Raw genomic sequence first — 21,649 nt, 5'->3', positions numbered from 1 at the left:
ATGAGCGAGATCACTGGTTTCACCGCCGACACCACCACCGCGCTGCCGTTGCACGTGCTGGACCGCAGCCAGTTCGAGGCGTGGAAAAACAGCCAGTCCGCTGCGACCCAGGCGTGGTTGAAGTCGCAGGGCTTCACTGCCGGCGCGCATTCGGTTGCGCTGCTGCCCGGCGCCGATGGCCTGGCGGGCGCGGTGATCGGTGTCGGCGATCGCGGCGATGCCTACAGCTACGCCCATGCACCGCATGCCCTGCCGGAAGGCAGCGTGTGGCAGCTGGCCAGCGAACTGCCGGCCGCCGAACAGGCGCTGCTGCAGCTGGGCTGGGGCTTGGGCAGCTACCGCTTCGACCGCTACCGCAAGCGCAACCGCACGCCGGCCCAGCTGGTTGCCGCACCGACCGGCGAGGTGGCCGACCTGATCGCCGCCAGCCTGCGCGTGCGTGACTGGGTCAATACGCCGACCGAAGACATGGGCCCGCAGCAGCTGGAAGACGCCGCACGTGCCCTGGCTGAAGCGCATGGCGCGCAGGTTGAAACCATCGCCGGCGACGAACTGCTGGCGCAGAACTTCCCGGCCATCCATGCGGTGGGCCGTGCCTCGCACCGCGCGCCGCGCCTGATCGTGCTGCGCTGGGGCAAGGCGTCCGACCCGGCGCTGGCGCTGGTCGGCAAGGGCGTGTGCTTCGATACCGGCGGCCTGGACATCAAGCCGGCCGATGGCATGCGCAACATGAAGAAGGACATGGGCGGCGCCGCACACGCGCTGGCACTGGCCGGGCTGGTGATGGCCCAGCAGTTGCCGGTGCGCCTGACCCTGCTGGTTCCGGCGGTGGAAAATGCGATCGGTCCGGATGCCTTCCGTCCGGGCGAAGTGATCGCCACCCGCAAGGGCCTGAGCGTGGAGATCGACAACACCGACGCCGAAGGCCGGGTGATCCTGTGCGATGCGCTGACCTTCGCCGGTGAGCAGAAGCCGGACCTGGTGCTGGATTTCGCCACCCTGACCGGCGCCGCACGCATCGCGCTGGGCCCGGATCTGCCGGCGCTGTTCAGCAACGATGACACGGTTGCCCAGCAGTGGCTGCAGGCTGGCGACGCCACCCGCGACCCGGTGTGGCGCATGCCGCTGTGGCGCCCGTACCTGCGTTACCTGAGCAGCGGCATCGCCGACCTGGCCAACGCCGGTTCGCGCATGGCCGGCTCGGTGACCGCCGCGCTGTACCTGGAACGCTTCCTGGAAGATGGCCAGCGCTGGGCACATCTGGACGTGTATGCCTGGAACGATGGCGAGCGCCCGGGCCGCCCGGCCGGTGGCGAAGCCCTGGCCCTGCGTTCGGCCTGGGCGATGCTGAAAGCGCGTTACGCCTGATGCAGCCGCCGGGCATGGCCCGGCGCTATCGATGCCGGTGCGGGTGCTGATCCGCAATGCCGGTGGGTGCCGACCTTGGTCGGCACCGCATCACCCGGCAAATCTGACGAAAAATTGAATTTCGGCCTCGGCCGGGTTCTGCGAGGATGTGGTGGTCGCCCACCCACACGTCCGTGAAGGCAGGACTCCGACCATGTCGCTCTTCCGCTACACCCGCGCCGGCCAAGGGCCGCAGTCACCGCGCAAGCATTCGCCGCTGCCCTGGATCGCCCTGATCGCGCTGATCCTGGGCATCGTCGCCCTCGCTTTTGCCTGGTTGGCCGGTTGGATCGGCCGCGACCGACTGACCGCTCAGCGCTTCACCGATACCATCGAGGCCACCGGCCCCGCGCATCCCGGCTTCCGCCGCGCGCACAGCAAAGGTGTGTGCGTGAGCGGCTGGTTCGAACCCAGCGCGCAGGCGCCAACACTGTCCAGTGCGCGGGTGTTCTCGCAGGCGCGCGTGCCGGTGATGGGCCGCCTGTCGATCGGCGGCGGTGACCCCTACGGCGCCGACAACACCGCACGCGTGCGCAGCATCGCCGTGCAGCTGGTCGGCGATGACGGCCAGGAATGGCGGATGGCGATGAACAGCTTCCCGTTCTTCGCCGTGCCCACTTCCGAAGCCTTCTACGAGCAGACCCGCGCGCAGATTCCGGACCCGGCCACCGGCAAGCCCGACCCGCAGAAGATGGCCGCCGTGCTGGCGAAGTATCCCAGCGCGCAGGCCTTCCAGCAGTGGGCCAAGAGCGCACCGTGGACCAGCAGCTGGGCCAACACCACCTTCAACAGCGTCAACAGCTTCTGGTTCACCAATGCGCAGGGGCAGAAGCGCGCGGTGCGCTGGCGCTGGCAGCCGCAGGCGCCGCTGGTGGAGATGGATGCGGACGCACGCAAGCAGGCCAACGTCGATTTCCTCAGCCAGGAACTGCAGCAGCGCCTGGCCACCGGGCCGGTGCGCTGGAACCTGGTGGTCAGCCTGGCTGCGCCCGGCGATGCCATCGATGACCCCTCGGTGCCGTGGCCGGAATCGCGCGATCAGGTGGTGGCCGGTGTGCTCAGCCTCGACCGCATGCAGTCGCAGGAAGAAGGTGCCTGCGGCCAGCTCAACTTCGATCCGCTGATCGTGCCCAGCGGCGTGCGCGGCAGTGATGACCCGATCCTGGCGGCACGCTCTGCGGTGTACTCGCAGTCGTTCAACCGCCGCGAACGCGAGCGCGCCAGCGGCAACGTCGAGCAACCGAAGGAGGCTGCGCAATGAACACCGGCAACGGCCACTTCAACCTGCTCGCCCGGGTGCTGCACTGGTCCATGGCGCTGATGATCATCGCCATGCTGTTCATCGGCGTGACCATGGTCGCCTCGCTGCACCTGCGGCCGATGCTGATCGACCTGCACCGGCCCCTGGGCATCGCCATCCTGTTGCTGGTGGTGCTGCGCCTGTACAACCGCCTGCGGCACCGTCCACCACCGCTGCCAGCGGATCTTCCCGCGTGGCAGGTGCTGGCGGCGAAGGCTTCGCACTGGATGCTGTACGCGTTGATGCTGGCGATGCCGCTGATCGGCTGGGCGATGCTGTCGGCCGGCGGCTACCCGATCGTGCTGGGCGGCGGCCTGCACCTGCCACCGATCGTGCCGCACACTCCAGCGCTGTACGCCGCGCTGCGCAATGCGCATAGTTTGCTGGCCTATGTGCTGTTCGCCACGGTACTGATGCACGTGGGTGCGGCGCTGTTCCATCTATGGGTGCGGCGTGATGGCGTGTTCCAGGCGATGGCACGCGGGAAGGATTGACTGGGTTGGCCGGGGGGTCCCGGTTGCCCTTTCCCGCGACTGCGGGGGGGTGTCACTTTCTTTGCTCGTACACCGCGCTGCAGGAGCAGCGCGGAACGGCGTAGCCGGCCCGTAGGGTGGCGCCCATGGATGTGCGCCATCAAGAAAGTAACCAAAGAAACACGCCGCCAGGTCGCGAGCCGGCGCTACGCACTGGTGCCCTGCGCTTCTCGGCTCGCTGAAAGGCGGGCTGGAAGGTCAAGATCAAAGGCAAAAGCATCCACGCATGGCGTGGATCTACTGGGTGCAGCTGTTGCTCTTGAAGTTGGGTCCGCCTTGAACGAGCCGAGCACCGCAGGTCCGGCGAGGGCGAAGAGGCGCGGGTGTCTGAGCGCAGCGAGTTCCCGCGCCGTCCCTCGACGGACCGAGGAGCACAGGGCACCGGTGCGCGGCACCGGCTCGTGTTCGGCGGCGTGTTTCTTTGGTTACTTTCTTTGCACGAGCAAAGAAAGTGACACCTCCCCGCGGTCGCGGAAATGATCCCCTACAACCACCCCTTCTGCCGCGCCAGCCGATACGCCTCGATCCTGTTGGCCACACCCAGCTTGCCGATGCATTCGGACAGGTAATTGCGCACTGTGCCGTGCGACAGCCCCAGCTGCTCGGCGATCTCGCTGGCGGTGCGACCCTCGCCCGCCAGGCGCAGCACGCGGCGCTCGCGGTCGGTCAGCGGATCGGCCTGCGACCACGCATCCAGCGCCAACTGCGGGTCGATCGCGCGGATGCCCTGCTTCACCTTGCGCAGTGCCTCGGCCAGGTTCTCGGCCGGTGCATCCTTCAACAGATAGCCCAGCACGCCCGCTTCCAATGCGCGGCGCAGGAAACCGGCGCGGGCGAAGGTGGTCACGATCACCACCTTGATCGGCAGTTCATGGCGGGCGATGCGCTGGGCCAGCTCCAGCCCGCTCAGCCCGGGCATTTCAATGTCGGTGACCAGGATGTCCGGCTGCAGCTGCTGCAGCATGCGCCAGGCGGCCTCGCCGTCGGCGGCACTGCCAAGTACCTCGATATCCGCCTCCAGGCCCAGCAACGCCGACAGCGCACCACGCACCATCGCCTGGTCTTCGGCCAATACGATGCGGATCATGCGACACCGCCCTGTACCCGTGGTACGGCCGATGACAGCGGTGATGTCGCTGCCGCCAGGGGCACGCGCACGGTCAGCACCGTGCCTTCGCCACGCGCCGACTGCACCGCCAATTGGCCACCGAGTGCCACCACGCGCTCGCGCATGCCACACAGCCCATTGCCTTCGGCCTGCACGCCGCCCCGGCCGTCATCGCGGATCTGCATCGCCAACTGTCGTCCTTCCATCATGAAGTCCACCCATGCCTGCGTGGCCTGTGCGTGCCGCGCGATGTTGGTGGCCGCCTCGCGCAGCACCAAAGCCAATCCACGTTCCACATCCACCGGCATCGGCGGCGGTACGACGTACTGCAGATGCACCTGCTGGCATTCCAGCAGCAGCCGTGCCGAGGCCAGTTCACCCGCCAGGTCACTGGCACGGATGCCGGTGACCGCACTGCGCACCTGTGCCAGCGCCTCGCGCGCGATGTCTTCGGCTTCGCCGATTTCCTGCCGTGCACGCGCATCGCCACGATCATGCAGCTTGCGCGCCAGTTCCAGTTTCAGCGTGATCAGCGACAGGGTGTGGCCCAGCAGGTCGTGCAGGTCGCGGCCGATACGCTCACGCTCGGCGGTGGCGGCCAGGCGCCGCACTTCCTCCTGCGACAACTGCAGGGCCGCGTCCTTGTCCTTGTTAACTGCTTCCACGTTCACCACCATGCCGATGATGAAGGACACAGCCGGTATCCAGACCAGGCTCTGCCACGGATAGTGCGACAGCATGGCCACCGTGCAGAACACCGCGTTCAGGGCTGCCAGCTGCAGCAGGTACAGCCACCAGCTGCCACGCCCGCAGACGCGCAGCATCACGCAGCCGAAGATGAAATAACTGATGCCGGAGGGGTACCAGGGCACCAGCAGCGTGGCCAAGGCGACCATCGCCAGCGCATAGCGTGGCGCGTGGTGGCGCGGCGACAACAACAGGCGCACATACAGCAGCAGGAACAGCGGATAGCTGCCCAGCGTAAGCAGTACCCAACGCAGGGTGTAGCCGCCACTGAACACCGGGGTCATGAACACCCATACCGTCCACAGCAGGTGGATCGCATCGGCCCACACCGGCTTGCCACGGCGCAGGTTGTCGGCCACCGCCGAATCCGGTGCGGGGCGCAGCAGGGACGCAAGCCAGCTCGGTGGCACGGAAGATTCCAGGCGGGGACGATCGCTGCCGATCATGCCAGTTCAGCCGACCCGGCGCAGGCGGCGACGCGCCAGCAGCAGTGCAACTGCACTCACACCCAGCAACACCAGCAGATGGCCAACGGCACCGCCACGTGCCGGCTGGCCAAGAATGGGCAGGGCCAGCTGCGCCAGGTGCCAGGTCGGCCACAGCGGCGCCATCGTCGAGAACACCGTCGGCAACGCCGACAACGGCAGCCACAGCCCCGACAACAGGGCCAGCGGCAGGTAGACCAGGTTGACGATGGCCGGTGCCGCGCTGGCGCCGACATGGCTGCCGATCAGCAGGCCGATCGACCCCAGCGGCAATGCCGCAAACGCGGCCACGGCCAGCAGCTGCAGCACCTGCACCGCCTGCAGCTGCACGCCACCGAAGAGGCACGCCACCGCCATCAGCATCGCGGCGATCAGCACCGCGAACAGCATGGCCATTGCCAACCGCGCCAACAGCGGCGCCGCTGCAGGCAGCGGCAGGGCGCGCTTGAGGGTCAGCAGGCCGCCTTCGCGGTCCAGTGCCAACTGCACGCCAAAGCCAAACAGCGAGGGCGCCATCGCGCCGAACACACAATAAGTGGCCAGTAGATAGACCGGCGCGTGGCCACGGCCCAGCAGTACGCCGAACAACAGGTAGAACAGCACCGGGAACAACAGCGAGGGCAGCACGAACGACGGCGAGCGCCAGGCGCGACGCAGCTCGGCCAGCAGTTCTGCGCGATAGGGACACAGCGCACGCCACCAGGCGGAAGGCGCTGCACCGGCGCCGGTGATACGGGTCAACGTGTTCATGCTGCCTCCCGGGTCAGGTCGAGGAAGGCGTCGGCCAGTGCCGCGCCCTGTACTTCCAGTTCACGCAGCTGCGCATCGGCGGCGAGCAGGCGGGCCACCACCGGCTCGGCCGGGCTGGCCAGCACCTGCAGATGTTCACCATCGCGCTGTACCTGCTGTACGCCGGGCCAATGCTGCACCTCATCGGCGGCCAGCGTGCTGCGGCAGCGGATGCGTCGCGGCCGGTCGGCCAGGCGCAGTTCGGACAGCGGCGCATCGGCCACTACCCTGCCCTGCTCCAGCACCACCACCCGTTGCGCCAACGCCTCGGCTTCTTCCAGGTAGTGGGTGGTCAGCAGCACACCGCAGCCTTCGGCCACCAGCTGCCGGATCGCCTGCCACATCGCCTGCCGCGCCTGGATGTCCAGGCCGGTGGTGGGTTCATCGAGGAACAGCACGCGCGGGCGGCCGCAGATGGCAATGGCGAACTGCACGCAGCGCTGCTGCCCGCCGGACAGCTGGCCATAGCGACGCCGGGCCAGGTCCTGCAGGCCCACACGCTGCAGTACGTCGCCCAGCGGCAATGGATCCGGATAGCAGGCGCTGGCCTGCGCCACCAGTTCATTCACCTGCAGCATCGGCGGCAGGCTGGTGCTCTGCAGCATCACGCCGAGGCCGAGCCGATGATCGCGTTGCTGCGGATCGCCGCCCAGCAGCTCGACCTGGCCGCCGTCGGCGCGACGCAGGCCCAACAGCACGCTGATCGCGGTACTCTTGCCGGCACCGTTGCGGCCCAGCAAGGCCAGTACCTGGCCAGCGCGGACCCGCAGGTCGATGCCGTGCAGGGCGGTATGGTCGCGGTAACGCACCTGCACCTGCTGCAGGCGGGCCAGCGACGGAGCGATCGGATCCATGGGCGGTATCGGTAGCGGGGACGTTGCCATCCTGTGCCGCCGTGGTCACATTTCGCAGTTGCCGCCGTCAATGACATCGGATGACAGCTGTCACTGCCATCGCCGATGCACCTGCCTTCATGCTGTGCCGCACGCTCCACCGCCGGAACCGCCGCTGCTGCCCTTCCGGTCACACCCGCCCGAACGCCTGTGATGGAACGAATGAACGCTTCTGCCGAGCTGTTGAAGGAACTCCGTATAGACCGCAAGTCACCGCCGCCCGCCTCCAGTGGCGGCAGTGGTGGCCGCCGCTGGCTGTGGATCGCCGTGGCCGTGATCATCGTGCTGCTGGCCGGCGGTGCGTTCGCACTGTTCGGCCGCGCGCCCACCGTGGAAGTGGACACCGCGCCGGCGGTGGCCATCCAGCAGGGCAGCGCCAGCAGCTCGGTGCTCGATGCCAGCGGCTACGTGGTCGCCCGGCGCATGGCCACGGTGTCGGCCAAGATCACCGGCAAGGTGCGCGAGGTGATGATCGAGGAAGGCATGCGGGTGGAACAGGGGCAGGTCATGGCCACCCTGGACCCGATCGACGCCGACGCGCAGCGCAGCCTGTATGCCTCGCAGCTGCAGGCCGCACGCAGCCAGGTGGTCGGCCTGGAAGCCCAGCAGAAGCAGGCCGCCGCCGAGGCCAGCCGCCTGCAGGCGCTGGTCGGCCAGCAGCTGGTCTCGCGTTCGCAGTACGACCAGGCCGTGGCCCAGCGTGACAGCCTGCGTGCGCAGCTGGAAACCGCACGGCGCAACGTCAAGGTGGCCAACGACCAGCTGTCCATCGCCGACCTCGGCGTAGACAACAACATCGTGCGCGCGCCGTTCTCCGGCGTGGTCACCGCCAAGGCAGCACAGCCCGGTGAAATCGTCTCGCCGCTGTCGGCCGGCGGTGGCTTCACCCGTACCGGCATCGGCACCATCGTCGACATGGAATCGCTGGAGATCGAAGTCGAGGTCGGCGAAGCCTTCATCGGCCGCGTGCAGCCGAAGATGCCGGTGGAAGCCACGCTCAACGCCTACCCGGACTGGAAGATCCCGGCCGAGGTGATTGCCATCATTCCCACCGCTGATCGCGGCAAGGCCACGGTAAAGGTGCGGGTGGCACTGAAGGTGAAAGACCCGCGCATCGTGCCGGAGATGGGCGTGCGGGTCAGCTTCCTGGAACAGGCGCAGCCGCAGGCGGCCAGCAAACCGCAGGGCGTTCGCGTGCCAGGCGGTGCAGTGGTCCAGCGCGAGGGCGCCTCCGTGGCTTTCGTGCTGGGCGACGAGAACCGCGTGCAGCAGCGCGCCGTCGAGGCCGGTCAGGCGATGGGCAAGGACCGCCAGATCCTCAAGGGCGTGAGCGCGGGGGAGTCGGTGGTGGTCAATCCGCCGGACACCCTGCGCGATGGCACCAAGGTCAAGCAGAAGCAAGCGCAGTAACGGTCTGGCGCCCACGGGCGCCGCCGGCAGTACCGCTCGATGCACGCCCGCGGCCTCCGCCGGTGCGCTTCCCCGTTTCCCGCCTTTCGTGGAGAACCACCCATGTCGACCCTGGTTTCACTGCGCAACATCACCAAGACCTACCAGCGTGGCCCCGAGAAAGTGCAGGTGCTGCACGGCATCGACCTGGATATCGCCAGCGGCGATTTCGTCGCGCTGATGGGCCCGTCCGGTTCCGGCAAGACCACCCTGCTCAACCTGATCGGCGGCCTGGACAACCCCACCGGCGGCGAGATCAGCATCGAAGGCGAGCGCATCGACCAGATGAGCGGCGGCCAGCTGTCGACGTGGCGCAGCCATCATGTCGGCTTCGTGTTCCAGTTCTACAACCTGATGCCGATGCTGACCGCGCAGAAGAACGTGGAACTGCCGCTGCTGCTGACCCACCTCAGCGCGGCGCAGCGCAAGCGCAACGCGGAGATCGCGCTGACCCTGGTCGGCCTGGCCGACCGCCGCAGCCATCGCCCCAACGAACTGTCCGGCGGCCAGCAGCAGCGCGTGGCAATTGCCCGCGCGATCGTCTCCGACCCGACGTTCCTGATCTGCGACGAACCGACCGGCGATCTCGACCGCCAGTCCGCCGAAGAAATCCTGGGCCTGCTGCAGCAGCTCAACCGCGAACATGGCAAGACCATCATCATGGTCACCCATGATCCGAAGGCCGCCGAGTACGCCACCCATACGGTGCACCTGGACAAGGGCGAGCTGGCCGACGCCCCGCTGGCCCACTGACGGAGGCCACAGCGATGAAATACTTCTCGTTGGTGTGGGCGCAGCTGTTCCGCAGCCGCACCCGCACCCTGTTGACCCTGCTGTCGGTGGTGGCCGCGTTCCTGCTGTTCGGCATGCTCGACTCGGTACGCGTGGCGTTCTCGTCCGGCGGCAGTGTGGAAGGTGCCAACCGGTTGGTGGTGGCCTCGCGCCTGTCGATCACCCAGTCGCTGCCGATCCGCCTGGAAACGCAGATCCGCCAGGTCAGCGGCGTGCGCGATGTCACCTACGGCATGTGGTTCGGCGGCATTTACCAGGACCCGAAGAACTTCTTCCCCAACTTCTCGGTGGCGCCGAACTACTTCGATGTCTACCGCGAGCTGCAGATCGACCCGGCGCAGCTGCAGGACTGGCAGCAGACCCGTACCGGCGCGATCGTCGGCGAGACGCTGGCCAAGCAGTTCGGCTGGAAGGTCGGCGACACCATCCCGCTGCAGGCCACCATCTTCCCGCGTGGCGGCAGCAACGACTGGCCGCTGGAACTGAAGGGTATCTACCGCTCGAAGGATCGTGCATTGGCGGCCAACGAAGAACGCCAGTTGATGATGAACTGGAAGTACTTCGATGAATCCAACGACTACATCAAGAACCAGGTGAGCTGGTACACGGTGACGCTGGACAACCCGGAGCAGTCGTCGCGGGTGGCGCAGGCCATCGATGCGATCTCGGCCAACTCCGACCACGAAACCAAGACCCAGACCGAGTCCGCGTTCCAGCAGGCCTTCGTCAAGCAGTTCGCCGACATCGGCATGATCGTCACCTCGATCATGGGCGCGGTGTTCTTCACCCTGCTGCTGTTGACCGGCAACACCATGGCCCAGGCGGTGCGCGAGCGCGTTCCGGAACTGGCGACGCTGAAGACGCTGGGCTTCAAGGACAGCACGGTGCTGACCCTGGTGATGGTCGAATCGGTACTGCTGATCGGCCTCGGCGGACTGATCGGCATGGGCCTGGCGGCACTGATCCTGCCGGCCATCAGCCCCAAGAGCATGGGCATGCTGCCGCCGCACGTACCGACGCCGACCTGGCTGGTGGGCATCGTCCTGATCGTGGTGATCGGCATCGTGGTCGGGCTGCTGCCCGCACTGCGCGCCAAGCGCCTGAAGATCGTCGACGCGCTCGCCGGCCGCTGAAGAGGACACCGACATGAACAAGCTCAAGAAGTGGCTGGGAAACGCGGTGACCGTGCTGTTGCTGGCCGTCGGCCTGGCGGTGTGGATCGGCCTGCCTTGGATCGGCGTGCTGGCCATCGCGGTGCTGGTGGGGCTGTGGCTGGCGCTCACCCGCAGTGGCAGGCTGGCGCTGGCCGCCACCCGCATCGGCATTGCCAGCCTGCCGCAGCGCTGGGGTGCCTCCTCGGTGATCGTGGTCGGCATCGCCGGCGTGGTCGGCGTGCTGGTGGCGATGCTGGCGATGGGCGAAGGCTTCCAGGCCACGCTCAACAACACCGGCGATGACACCACCGCGATCGTGCTGCGCGGCGGCTCGCAAGCCGAGACCAACTCGGTCATCACCCGCGAACAGGTGCCCACGCTGTCCACCCTGCCCGGCATCAGCCGCGATGCACAGGGGCGGCCGCTGCTGTCGCCGGAGCTCTCGCAGGTGGTCAACCTGGTGTCCAAGGCCGATGGCACCGACGTCAACGCACAGTTCCGCGGTGTCGGCCCGCAGGCGTGGGCCGTGCATGACAAGGTCAAGATCGTCGAGGGCCGCCGGTTCGCCGCCGGCCTGCGCGAGATCGTGGTCGGCCAGGGTGCCAAGAGCCAGTTCCGCGACATGGACGTTGGCAAAACACTCACCCTGGGCAACCAGACCTGGACGGTCGTAGGTGTGTTCGCCACCGGCGATGCGCATGATTCGGAACTGTGGACCGACGCCGATACGCTGGCCACCACCTATCAGCGCAGTGCCTGGCAGTCGATCAGCGTGCGCACCGATGGCAAGGCCGGCTTCGAGCAGTTCAAGGCCGCCGTCGCCGCCGATCCGCGCCTGAAGCTGGACGTGGAAACCACCCGCGTCTACTACAGCAAGCAGGGTGGCGGCTTGACCAAGCTGATCGACATCCTCGGCAAGGTGATCGGCACCATCATGGCAGTGGGCGCCGTGTTCGGCGCGCTCAACACCATGTATGCCGCCGTGGCCACGCGCGCGCGCGAGATCGCCACGATGCGTGCGATCGGTTTCCGTGGCCTGCCGGTGGTGACTGCGGTGATGCTGGAAACCATGCTGCTGGCGCTGCTCGGCGGATTGCTTGGCTGTGCAGTGGCATGGCTGCTGTTCAACGGTTACAGCGTGTCCACCATCGGCAGCAATTTCAGCGCGGTGGTGTTCAAGTTCCATGTATCGCCGGAACTGCTGTGGAGTGGACTGAAGTGGGCGCTGGGTATCGGCCTGGTCGGTGGATTGTTCCCGGCACTGCGCGCCGCGCGGCTGCCGATCACCACGGCGCTGCGCGAGACCTGAGCACCAGGCATTGATTGAATGAGCATTGCGCAGGGACGGAGCGAAGGCTCCGTCCCTTTTTCGTTCTGCGCGCCATCCCACGCGTGGCGTGGATCTACTGCGCGGCTATCCACGCATGGCGTGGATCTACTAATGCCTATCCACGCATGGCGTGGATCTACCGATGTGGCGCGTGCGGGATCCAGTAGATCCACGCCATGCGTGGATGAAGGCATGCGCACCCGCATCGCTACAGATTGCGCAATCACCGCCGCTATCGATGCCTCTGCCCATCGCAGACACAACGCGCGTGACGTTGCGCACAGTGCACCTGTGGATTGTTGGTTGCGATTCATTTTCGCGGCGTTACAGCGCGCGCGGACAAACAGTTTCCGATGAAAACACTCTAGAATCCGGCCCCCACGTTGGTTTGCAGCACCCCACGCGTCCATAGAACGGACGCATGTTTTTTCTGAAACACGAGATTTCACGGATGTCCCTGAAGACCACCCCGCTGCGCAACGCGATCGTCATCGCGCTGGCCGCCAGTAGCACCACGCCCGCTTTCGCACAGGAAGCCGGTGATACCCCCACCAACCTCGACCGCATCGAGATCACAGGCTCGCGCATCCGCCAGGCCAGTGTCGAGACCGCGCAGCCGGTGGTGGCACTCAACCGCGCCGACATCGAGAAGAAGGGCTACGTCAACGTTGCCGACATCCTGCAGGACGTCACTGCAGCCGGCGCTCCGAGCCTGAGCCGTTCGTCCTCGCTGAGCTCTTCGCGCGATTTCGGCGGTATGTATGTCAGCCTGCGCAACCTCGGCCCGGAACGCAGCCTGGTGCTGATCGACGGCCGCCGCATGGGCGTCAGCGCCGGCGGTTACTCCGACCTGGCCTCGATTCCGTCCGCCATCGTCGAGCGCGTGGAAGTGCTGACCGACGGCGCTTCGGCGCTGTACGGCTCGGACGCCATCGCCGGCGTGGTCAACATCATCACCCGCAAGAACTTCGACGGTGGCGAAGCCAGCGTCTATGTCGGCCAGTACGGTGAAGGCGACGGCCAGAAGCGCTCCTACAGCGCCACCTTCGGCAAGACCTTCGACCGCGGCTGGTTCAGCGTCGGCGCCGAGCGCACCAAGGAAGACGAAATCCTCGGCGAGGCACGCGAGTTCAGCCGTTACCCGGGTGGCCCGCGCCACGCCGACGACGTCGACGCGCTGAGCCCGACCACCCAGTGGGGCACCGTCACCGTCGGTGGCAAGCCGCTGACCGTTGGCCCGGGCGGCGACCCGAGCAGCGCTGGCAACTTCCACACGCCCAACCCGGCCGACGGCGCCAACGCCAAGACCAACATGAGCCTGCTGAGCGGCCTGGAGCGCACCTCGGTGTTCGCCAACGGCGGCTTCTCGATCACCGACAACCTGCGCATCGTCGCCGACGCGCTGTACAGCAAGCGCGAGTCGACCAAGCACCTGGCCGGCTACCCGTACTCGGTCTCGGCTGCGCAGTCGCGCAACGGCACCCGCGCTGCGCTGTCCAAGGACAGCACCTTCAACAAGTGGGGCCAGGACGTGCTGTTCTCGCACCGCACCGAAGAGCTGCCGCGCGGTACCGAGAACACGCTGGAAACCAAGCGTGCCAGCCTCGGCCTGGAAGGCAGCTTCGAAACCGGTTCGCGTTACTGGGACTGGAACGTCAGCTACATGTACAACCGTAATGAAGGCGAGCGCGTCGGCACCGGCAGCATGTACCAGCCGCACGTCAACCTGGCCGTCGGCCCGTCCTTCATGGACGGCGACGTTGCCCGCTGCGGTACGCCGGGTGCGGTGATCGCTGGCTGCGTGCCGTGGAATCCGGCTGCGCCGATGGGCTACACCGGCCCGGGCTCGCTGGGCAACCAGGATGTGCAGGACTACCTGTTCACCCGCTTCGTCGACAAGATGCGCAGCACCACCAAGGTCGCCAGCGCCAACATCTCCGGCTCGCTGTTCACCCTGCCGGCCGGCGACATCATGGGCGCGATGGGCTTCGAGCACCGCAGCGAAGAAGCCAGCTACACCCCGGACCTGATGGTGCAGAAGGGCCAGATCGCCGGTACCACCGGCCAGCCGACCCGTGGCGATTACTCGCTCAACGAGGTCTACCTGGAAATGCAGGTACCGCTGTTGGCTGACATGGCCTTCGCCCGTGAGCTGTCGCTGGACCTGGCCGGTCGCTACACCGACTACAACACCTTCGGTTCGACCACCAACAGCAAGTTCGGCCTGAAGTGGAAGCCGATCGACAGCCTGCTGGTGCGCGCCACCTACGGCACCGGCTTCCGTGCACCCACCGTGGACGATCTCTACGGTGGCGCGGTGTCCAGCCGCGATTCGTTCACCGATCCATGCGATACGAAGTTCGGCATCGCCGCCAGCAGCCCGACCGTGGCAGCACGCTGCCAGGCGCTGAACGTACCGGCCAACTTCCGTCAACAGACCGGTTCGGACGGCAACCTTGCCAACCGCCCGGGCCAGCAGGCCACCTCCGATTTCAACTCCGGTTCCAACCCGGAACTGAAGCCGGAAACCGCCAAGACCTGGACCGTCGGACTGGTCTACAGCCCGGAATTCGTGCAGGGTCTGGATGTCAGCCTGGACTGGTGGAAGATCCGCATCGACAACGCCATCGTCGGCGAGTCGGCCACCGACATCCTCAACCAGTGCTACGTGCAGGGTGTGGATTCGGCGTGCGGCCGCTTCACCCGTTCCACCACTGCGACCACCCGTGGCCAGGTCTCGGCGCTGGATCGCTCGCTGGTGAACGCCGGCTACCGCGAAACCGCCGGCTATGACATCGGTGTGCGTTACCGCCTGCCGGAAACCGCATACGGCAAGTTCGCCATCAACTGGAACACCACCTACACCGACTACCTGGAGCAGCGCAACGACAGCGCCGCCACCACGCCGGTGGAGCAGCGCGTGGGCTGGGCCGGCGACTTCCGCGTGCGTTCGACCGTCAACCTGGATTGGCAGTACGGCAACCTGGGCATCGGCTGGACCGCCCGTTACTACTCTGGCATGAAGGAAGCCTGCTCGTACGATCTGGGCGGTGGCCCGGACTGCAACATGGCCGACTTCGTCTCGCCGTATACCGATGCACAGCCGAGCCGCAAGGTGGGTTCCAACACCTTCCACGACCTGCAGGTGCGTTACAGCCTGCCGTGGGATGGCACCGTGTCGCTGGGCCTGAACAACGTGTTCGACCACCAGGGTCCGATCATGTACAGCCAGCCGAACAGCAGCTTCACCTACTACGGTGGCTTCGATATCGGTCGTTTCATGTACATGAAGTACCAGCAGCGCTTCTAAGCCTGCAACCGCGTTCCCGCCCCGGCCAACTCTCTCCTGGCCGTGGATGGAAGCAGAACGGCGCCCCTCGGGGCGCCGTTCTTTTTTGCAGGGTCGGATCCCTGCGCAACGCGAAGGGCTCTGACCCCGCAGTGCTACCGCTTGGCAGCGCGCATCGCACGCACGTTGTCGGTGATGAACAGGATCAACCCGGCCCAGATCGCGGCAAAGCCGATTGCCTTGCCGGTATCGAAGGCCTCGTGGAAGAAGAAAACGCCCAGCAGCAGCTGCAGGCTAGGTGCGATGTACTGCAGGATGCCGACCAGCGACAGCGGAATGCGCTTCACCCCGTAGGCGAAACCGATCAGCGGCACCGCCGTGACCACGCCACCGAAGATCAACAGCAGATCGTTGCCCCAGCCCCAGCCACCGAAGAAGCCGCCGCCATGGCCGTTCTCGGCCCACAGCGCAAAGCCCAGCGCCGGCAGGAACAGATACAGGCTTTCCACCCCCAGCCCCGCCACCGGGTCGACCGACACCAGCTTGCGCAGCAGGCCGTACAGACCGAACGAGCAGGCCAGGCCCAGCGCGATCCACGGCGGCGTACCCGCATCGATGGTCAACCAGGCCACGCCCACCGCAGCGATGGCCACGGCCACCCATTGCACGCGGCGCAGGCGCTCTTTCAGCACCAGCACGCCCAGCAGCACGTTCACCAGCGGGTTGATGAAGTAGCCCAGGCTGGTCTCGATCACGTGACCGGCATTGACCGCCCAGATGTACAGGCCCCAGTTGAAGGCGATGGTCAGGCTCGATACCGCCAGGATCGGCAGCGCGCGCGGTTGTGCGGCGATCTTCTTCCACCAGCCCAGCCGCGATGCGATCAGCAGCCAGGCCACAACCAGCACCGTGCTCCAGATGATGCGGTGGGCGATGATCTGGAACGACGGCACCTCGTTCAGCAGGTGCCAGTAGACCGGCACCAGCCCCCACAGCACGAAGGTGGACGCGGTGACCAGCAGGCCCCGGCGTTGTTCTTTCTCGTCCATGCTCATCGCTTGCGTGTCCTTGCCATCGTCAGTACCACCACACCCAGAAGTATCACTGCCATGGCAAGGAAGTCGCGCCAGCCGAAACGTTCGCCGTTCAATGCCGCACCCAGCAGCACCGCGATCACCGGATTGACGTAGGCATAGCTGCCGGCCAGCGCCGGGCGCACGTTCTGCAGCAGCCAGACGTAGGCGGTGAACGCCACGATCGAACCGAACACGCACAGGTAGGCCATCGCCAACAGGCCACCGGTATCGGGCAGCGTGGTTGGGCGCTCGCCGACGACCAGGCCGATCAGCACCAGCAGCACACCACCGCAGATCATCTGCCCGGCGGCCGTCATGAACGGACCCGGCAGGTCCTGCCCGCGTGCCCACACCGAGCCGAACGCCCAGCCGACCGGTGCGATCAGCAGCAGCACCAGCCCGGTGGGCGATGCGGTCAGGCTGCTGCCCGCGTTGAGCCAGACCACGCCGACGAAGCCAACGGCAATGCCCAGCCATTCGCCCCTGCTGGCGCGCTGGCCGCGCAGGGCCGAGAACAACGCCATCCACAGCGGCACCGAGGCCACCGCCGTGGCGGCCAGGCCGGATGACACCTCGCGCTCGGCCAGCACCACCATGCCGTTGCCCAGTACCAGCATGGTCACGCCCATGATGGCCAGGTTGCGCCACTGCCGCAGGCTCGGCCGCGGCATCTTCCAGAACAGGCGCAGTGCCAGGTACATCACGCCGCCGGCAATGATGAACCGGCTGCCGGAGACCATCGTCAGCGGCAGCGCGCCGCCATGCAGGGCCTTGGCGATACCCAGGTAGGTCGAGCCCCAGACCACGTAGACCAGCAGCAGCGCCAACGCGACAAGGCCACCCCGGGGGGCAGCCGCAGACGGAACGGGGGGAGCCGACATGACACACCAGAGAGCCGGGGGAAGACGGATTTTAGGACGTTTTGGTTATGGTCCGGCAGCCCATGTGGTGGCACGCTGTCATCCATCCATGTCCCGCCCGCCTTTCCGGCCCCCGGCGTTGACGTGGGATGCAGTACTCAGGAGGCTGGCCGGCAGCGCACTGCGCGCCCCTGGCACCGATCTTTCCCGCATGGACGCACCGCATCGAGGATTTCCACCCAGATGAGCACCACGTCCCAACCCGCCGTACCCGCCAGCGATGGCGCCGCCCTGCGGCGTTCCATCTCCAACACCCTCAAAGGCTCCGCCGGCAACCTGGTGGAGTGGTACGACGTCTACGTGTACTCGGTGTTCGCCGTGTACTTCGAATCGCAGTTCTTCTCGCCCGAAGACAAGAACTCCACCATGTACGTGTGGGCGATCTTCGCCGCGACCTTCCTGATGCGCCCGATCGGTGCATGGTTCTTCGGCCGCTTCGCCGACCGTCATGGCCGTCGCCTGGCGTTGACCGTGTCGGTCACGCTGATGGCCTTCTGCTCGTTCATCATCGCCATCACCCCCACTGCTGCCAGCATCGGCATCTGGGCGGCGATCATCCTGCTGTTCGCGCGCCTGCTGCAGGGCTTCGCCACCGGTGGCGAGTACGGTGCCAGCGCCACATACATGTCCGAGGCCGCCATTCCCGGCCGACGCGGCTTCCTGTCCTCGTTCCACTACGTCACCCTGGTGGGCGGCCATGTGCTGGCCCAGCTGACCCTGTTCGTGATGCTGACGTTCTGGGCCAAGCCGGAAATCTCCGAGTGGGGCTGGCGCATTGCCTTCGGCATCGGTGGCATCGCCGCCGTGGTCGTGTTCTGGCTGCGCCGTGGCATGGACGAGTCGCTGTCGGAATCCTCCATCGAAGCTGCGCGCGAGGGCAAGGACAAGAAGTCCGGCTCGATGTACGAACTGTTCGTGCACCAGTGGCGTCCGCTGCTGCTGTGCTTCCTGATCACCTCCGGTGGCACCATCGCCTTCTACACCTATTCGGTGAACGGCCCGAAGATGATCCAGAGCGCCTTCGCCGGCAACGACCCGATGACCGGCACGCTGATCAACCTGGGGGTGCTGGCCTTCCTGATGGTGCTGCAGCCGGTGGGCGGCTGGCTGTCGGACATCATCGGCCGCAAGAGCCTGCTGGTGTTCTTCGGCGTGGGCGGCGTGCTGTACAGCTGGTACCTGATCACCCAGCTGCCTCACCAGCACGATGCCACCCTCGCCTTCCTCACCCTGGCACTGGGATTTGTCATCCTCACCGGCTACACCTCCATCAATGCCGTGGTGAAGGCAGAGCTGTTCCCCACCCACATCCGTGCGCTGGGCGTGGGCTTCGGCTATGCGTTGGCCAACTCGCTGTTCGGCGGCACCGCGCCGCTGTTGTACCAGGGCGCATTGAAGACCGGCCACGTGGACTGGTTCGCCATCTACGTCACCGCGACGATCGCGGTATCGTTGGTGGTCTATGTGTTCTTCCTCACCAACAAGGGCCCCAACTGGCTCGACGGCACCCGCAAGTAAGCGCGCCGTAGTGATCGCGGCCACCGGTGCAATGCCGGTGGTCGTTTTGTTTTCCGCGTGGACACTGCTGCGGCAGCGCGGCTGAAGACGTGGTAGTGCCGGCCAGCAGAGGCCGCCGTTGCCGTGCGCTTACCGGCGGGCGGCTTCGCTCTTCTCGCGGGCGCCGTGGAATTCCGATTCCTTTTCCCACTGTGGCCAGCGACGGCTGTTGGCCAGCTCGGCCCCCAGGTCGTAGACCAGCAGGGTATCGGCTGCGTGACCTGCCGGATCCCAGCTCGGCGTCCATGCATCGCAGGCCTGGTGGTAGCAGTCGGCGAAGTACTTTTCGCGCAGCGCGCGGCCAGCGTCGACACCGCCGTCCAGTTTGTCCAGGCCCGGGCCGATGGTGATCGCCGGCACGCCCAGGCGGGCGAAGGCGAAGTGGTCGGCACGGTAGAAGAAGCCGGCTTCCAGGTTCGGATCCGGGCTGTAGCTGCGGCCACGGGCCTTGGCCACGCGTTCCAGGTCGCCCTCCAGCGACACCCGGCCCTTGCCCCACGACGCGATGTCACGGGTGGCACCATCCGGGCTGAACATCTCGATGTTCAGTACCGCAGCGGTCTTGTCCAGCGGCGCCAGCGGGTGCGCGGCGTAGTAGCTGGCGCCCAGCAGGCCCTTCTCTTCGGCGGTCAGCGCGACAAAGTACAGGGTGCGCTGCGGCTGCGGCCCGGCGGCAAACACCCGGCCCAGTTCCAGCACGGTGGCCACACCGGTGGCGTTGTCGATCGCACCGCGGCGGATGCGGTCGCCCTTGGCGTCGGCCTGGCCGATCCCGAAGGCATCCCAGTGCGCGGAGAAGATCACCGCCTCATCGGCGTGCTCGCCGCCGGGCAGCTTGGCCACCACGTTGCGGGTCACCACCTGCTCGCGCTTGAGCGTGAAATCGACGCTCAGCTTGGCGTTGTCCAGCGCGACCGGACGGAAGTCCGCGTTCATCGCCTTGCGCTTCTCGGCATCGAAATCCAGGCCGGCGTCGGCGAAAATCTGTTCGGCCAGCTCACGTTGCATCCAACCACGCAGCGGCGTGTGCTGGGCCATCGCTTCGGCCTGGCCGCGCTCGATATCGAACAGCGGCGAGGTGCCCGAACTCTTCACCGTGGCCCAGCCGTAGGCGGCCGGTGCGGTCTCATGCACGATCAACACGCCTTCGGCACCACGGCGTGCGGCTTCTTCGAACTTGTAAGTCCAGCGGCCGTAGTAGGTCACCGCCTTGCCATCGAACGCACCCGGCGCATCGGCTTCAAAATCGGCGTCGTTGATCAACATCACGGCGATTTTCCCGTGCAGATCCACGTCCTTGTAGTCGTTCCAGTGGCGCTCGGGCGCGTCGATGCCGTAGCCGACGAACACCAGCGGCGCATCCTTGATCTGCACACGCTTGCGTGGCTGCAGGCTCTGCAGGGTCACGTCCGCGCCATTGACCAGCGCCCGCTTGCCGCCCTTCAGGGCAAGACTGGCCTTGGCCGGGCCATCCAGCTGCGCGCGCACCAGCGGCACCGGCTGCACCCAGCTGCCGTCCACACCGCCCGGCTGCAGGCCGTAGCTGCGGAACTGCTCGATCAGGTACTGCACGGTGCGTTCTTCGCCTTCAGTGGCAGGTGCACGGCCCTCGAATTCGTCCGATGCCAGCACGCGCACATGACGCGACAGCGCCTGCGGATCGATGCCGCCGCCGGGCAGGTCATTGGCCGCATGGGCCAGACCACCGACGAACAGGCAGGACGACAGCAGCAACACGCGCATCGGGTTCACGGCAGTACCACGGCTAACTTGGAAGTCACCAGAGTGTAACGTGGTCGTGACATCGCGGCGCAGCCTGGGCGCGCGTCATCCACGCATGGCGTGGATCTACCGACGGATGCGGTCCAGCCAGCAGGCCAGGCCCTGTGCGTTGAGTTCGATATCCATCGCCAGCACGTCGGTCACTGCGGCCAGGTCCAGTGCGCAGCCATGCTGCTGTGCACGCTCCAGGTACAGCGCCTGCAGCGCGGCCAGCAGGCAGCGATGACGATCGGGGCGACCGTCGCACTGGCGGCCGATTGCCGCCATCGCATCGATCTGTTCGAACAGATCCCCGGCCAGCTTTTCAACCTGTTCGACACGACCGTAATGGGTCAGGTACATCGCCTGCGGTGCGTAACCGAGCATGCGCTGGATCGACGCCTTCATCGCTTCCGGGTCGAACTGCACCGGCGATGAGGTAGGGAAGATGAAAGCGCCCTGCGCGCTGTCCAGTTCGCGGTAGGAGATACCGAAGGTATCGCCGGTGAACCAGCTGCGGCTGCGCGCATCCCACACGCAGTAGTGGTGCAGCGCGTGGCCCGGGGTATGCAGCAGCACCAGCTCGCGGCCGGCCAGGTCGATGCGCTGGCCGTCGTCAGCCACCACCACGCGCTGCTCGGGAATCGCTTCGATGCGGCCATAGCTGCGCGCGATTTCCTCGGCGCCATAGACGGCGGTGGCGCCGGCGATCAGCCGGGTCGGATCGATCATGTGTGGCGCGCCACGCGGATGCAGCACCGCACGCGCGTTCGGCAACTGCTGCATCAGCAGGCCAGCGCCGCCGGCATGATCCAGGTGCACGTGGGTCAGCAGCAGCCAGTCCACCGCCTCCACGCCCAGCCCGTTGTCGGCCAGGGCCTGCAGCATCGCCGGCACCGACAGGCCGGTACCGCAGTCGACGAACGCGGCACGACCGTTTTCGATGATCAGGTAGGCGGCATCGAAGTCAGGCCGTTGGAAACCGGTATCGATGGTGTGGATGCTGGGATCGGCGGTCATCGACGCGCACCTGGCAGGATCGGGAACAGAGGCCCATGG

17 protein-coding genes are annotated in these 21,649 nt (G+C 66.6%); 9 read left to right on the top strand and 8 right to left on the bottom strand.

Annotation, left to right across the window (positions count from 1 at the left end):
• The 3 genes from WKB25_RS12395 to WKB25_RS12385 all read left to right on the top strand — a co-directional run bounded on the left by WKB25_RS12395 (position 1) and on the right by WKB25_RS12385 (position 3,201).
• Positions 1-1,368, top strand: a complete 1,368-nt coding sequence (locus WKB25_RS12395) for a M17 family metallopeptidase (RefSeq protein ID WP_340571006.1) — start codon at positions 1-3, stop codon at positions 1,366-1,368.
• Positions 1,369-1,561: 193 nt separating this feature from the next.
• Complete coding sequence (locus tag WKB25_RS12390) at positions 1,562-2,668, top strand: catalase family peroxidase (protein ID WP_340571004.1); 1,107 nt, start codon at positions 1,562-1,564, stop codon at positions 2,666-2,668.
• Positions 2,665-3,201 (top strand): cytochrome b, encoded by a 537-nt coding sequence (locus WKB25_RS12385; protein WP_340571003.1) that lies wholly within the window; start codon positions 2,665-2,667, stop codon positions 3,199-3,201. Before WKB25_RS12390 ends, WKB25_RS12385 begins: the two co-directional genes overlap by 4 nt.
• 523 nt (positions 3,202-3,724) lie before the next feature.
• Here the strand turns inward: WKB25_RS12385 and WKB25_RS12380 are convergent.
• Genes WKB25_RS12380 through WKB25_RS12365 form a run of 4 tightly spaced genes read right to left on the bottom strand, consistent with a single transcriptional unit; the run spans position 3,725 to position 7,223 of the window.
• Positions 3,725-4,327, bottom strand: coding sequence for a response regulator transcription factor (locus tag WKB25_RS12380; RefSeq protein ID WP_340571002.1), 603 nt, complete (start codon positions 4,325-4,327; stop codon positions 3,725-3,727).
• Positions 4,324-5,541 carry a sensor histidine kinase gene (locus WKB25_RS12375; RefSeq protein ID WP_340571000.1) on the bottom strand — a complete coding sequence of 406 codons (1,218 nt, stop codon included), beginning with the start codon at positions 5,539-5,541 and terminating at the stop codon, positions 4,324-4,326. The genes WKB25_RS12380 and WKB25_RS12375 overlap by 4 nt, the downstream gene beginning before the upstream one ends.
• Before the next feature lie 6 nt (positions 5,542-5,547).
• A complete protein-coding gene (locus WKB25_RS12370; protein ID WP_340570998.1) occupies positions 5,548-6,330 on the bottom strand; it encodes an ABC transporter permease in 783 nt (260 codons plus the stop codon).
• Positions 6,327-7,223 (bottom strand): ABC transporter ATP-binding protein, encoded by an 897-nt coding sequence (locus WKB25_RS12365; RefSeq protein ID WP_340570997.1) that lies wholly within the window; start codon positions 7,221-7,223, stop codon positions 6,327-6,329. The genes WKB25_RS12370 and WKB25_RS12365 overlap by 4 nt, the downstream gene beginning before the upstream one ends.
• Positions 7,224-7,424: 201 nt before the next feature.
• Between WKB25_RS12365 and WKB25_RS12360 the strand changes: the two genes are divergently transcribed.
• From WKB25_RS12360 to WKB25_RS12340, 5 genes are all read left to right on the top strand, one after another.
• On the top strand, positions 7,425-8,672 hold the full coding sequence (locus tag WKB25_RS12360) for an efflux RND transporter periplasmic adaptor subunit (protein ID WP_340570995.1): 1,248 nt from the start codon (positions 7,425-7,427) through the stop codon (positions 8,670-8,672).
• Between the two features lie 102 nt (positions 8,673-8,774).
• The gene (locus WKB25_RS12355) at positions 8,775-9,464 is read left to right on the top strand and encodes an ABC transporter ATP-binding protein (protein ID WP_025878346.1); all 690 of its coding nucleotides are present in this window, start codon (positions 8,775-8,777) and stop codon (positions 9,462-9,464) included.
• 14 nt (positions 9,465-9,478) lie between these two features.
• Positions 9,479-10,636: an FtsX-like permease family protein gene (locus WKB25_RS12350; protein ID WP_340570991.1), complete on the top strand. Its 1,158-nt coding sequence runs from the start codon at positions 9,479-9,481 to the stop codon at positions 10,634-10,636.
• A gap of 13 nt (positions 10,637-10,649) precedes the next feature.
• The gene (locus WKB25_RS12345; protein WP_340570989.1) at positions 10,650-11,966 is read left to right on the top strand and encodes an ABC transporter permease; all 1,317 of its coding nucleotides are present in this window, start codon (positions 10,650-10,652) and stop codon (positions 11,964-11,966) included.
• Positions 11,967-12,438: 472 nt separating this feature from the next.
• A complete protein-coding gene (locus WKB25_RS12340) occupies positions 12,439-15,297 on the top strand; it encodes a TonB-dependent receptor (protein ID WP_340570987.1) in 2,859 nt (952 codons plus the stop codon).
• A 134-nt stretch (positions 15,298-15,431) separates the two neighbouring features.
• On the opposite strand, the gene rarD is transcribed toward WKB25_RS12340, so the two are convergent.
• Together rarD and yedA are read right to left on the bottom strand one after the other, a co-directional pair.
• Entirely contained in the window at positions 15,432-16,331 is a 900-nt protein-coding gene (rarD, locus tag WKB25_RS12335) for an EamA family transporter RarD (protein ID WP_340570986.1), read from the bottom strand.
• Entirely contained in the window at positions 16,328-17,233 is a 906-nt protein-coding gene (gene yedA, locus WKB25_RS12330) for a drug/metabolite exporter YedA (RefSeq protein WP_340570984.1), read from the bottom strand. Before yedA ends, rarD begins: the two co-directional genes overlap by 4 nt.
• 222 nt (positions 17,234-17,455) lie before the next feature.
• On the opposite strand from yedA, the gene WKB25_RS12325 reads away from it, so the two are divergent.
• A complete protein-coding gene (locus WKB25_RS12325) occupies positions 17,456-18,790 on the top strand; it encodes an MFS transporter (RefSeq protein ID WP_340570982.1) in 1,335 nt (444 codons plus the stop codon).
• 129 nt (positions 18,791-18,919) lie between these two features.
• Here the strand turns inward: WKB25_RS12325 and WKB25_RS12320 are convergent, their stop codons facing one another.
• Positions 18,920-20,572, bottom strand: a complete 1,653-nt coding sequence (locus WKB25_RS12320; RefSeq protein ID WP_340571043.1) for a M28 family metallopeptidase — start codon at positions 20,570-20,572, stop codon at positions 18,920-18,922.
• Between the two features lie 105 nt (positions 20,573-20,677).
• A complete protein-coding gene (locus WKB25_RS12315; protein ID WP_340570980.1) occupies positions 20,678-21,610 on the bottom strand; it encodes an MBL fold metallo-hydrolase in 933 nt (310 codons plus the stop codon).
• Positions 21,611-21,649 lie beyond the last annotated feature (39 nt).

It is taken from the genome of Stenotrophomonas sp. G106K1, from assembly GCF_037969685.1.
In the GTDB taxonomy this organism is placed as follows: Bacteria; Pseudomonadota; Gammaproteobacteria; order Xanthomonadales; family Xanthomonadaceae; genus Stenotrophomonas; species Stenotrophomonas lactitubi.
The sequence above is the reverse complement of the archived record's forward strand: the minus strand, read 5'-3'. Positions and strand labels throughout refer to the sequence as shown.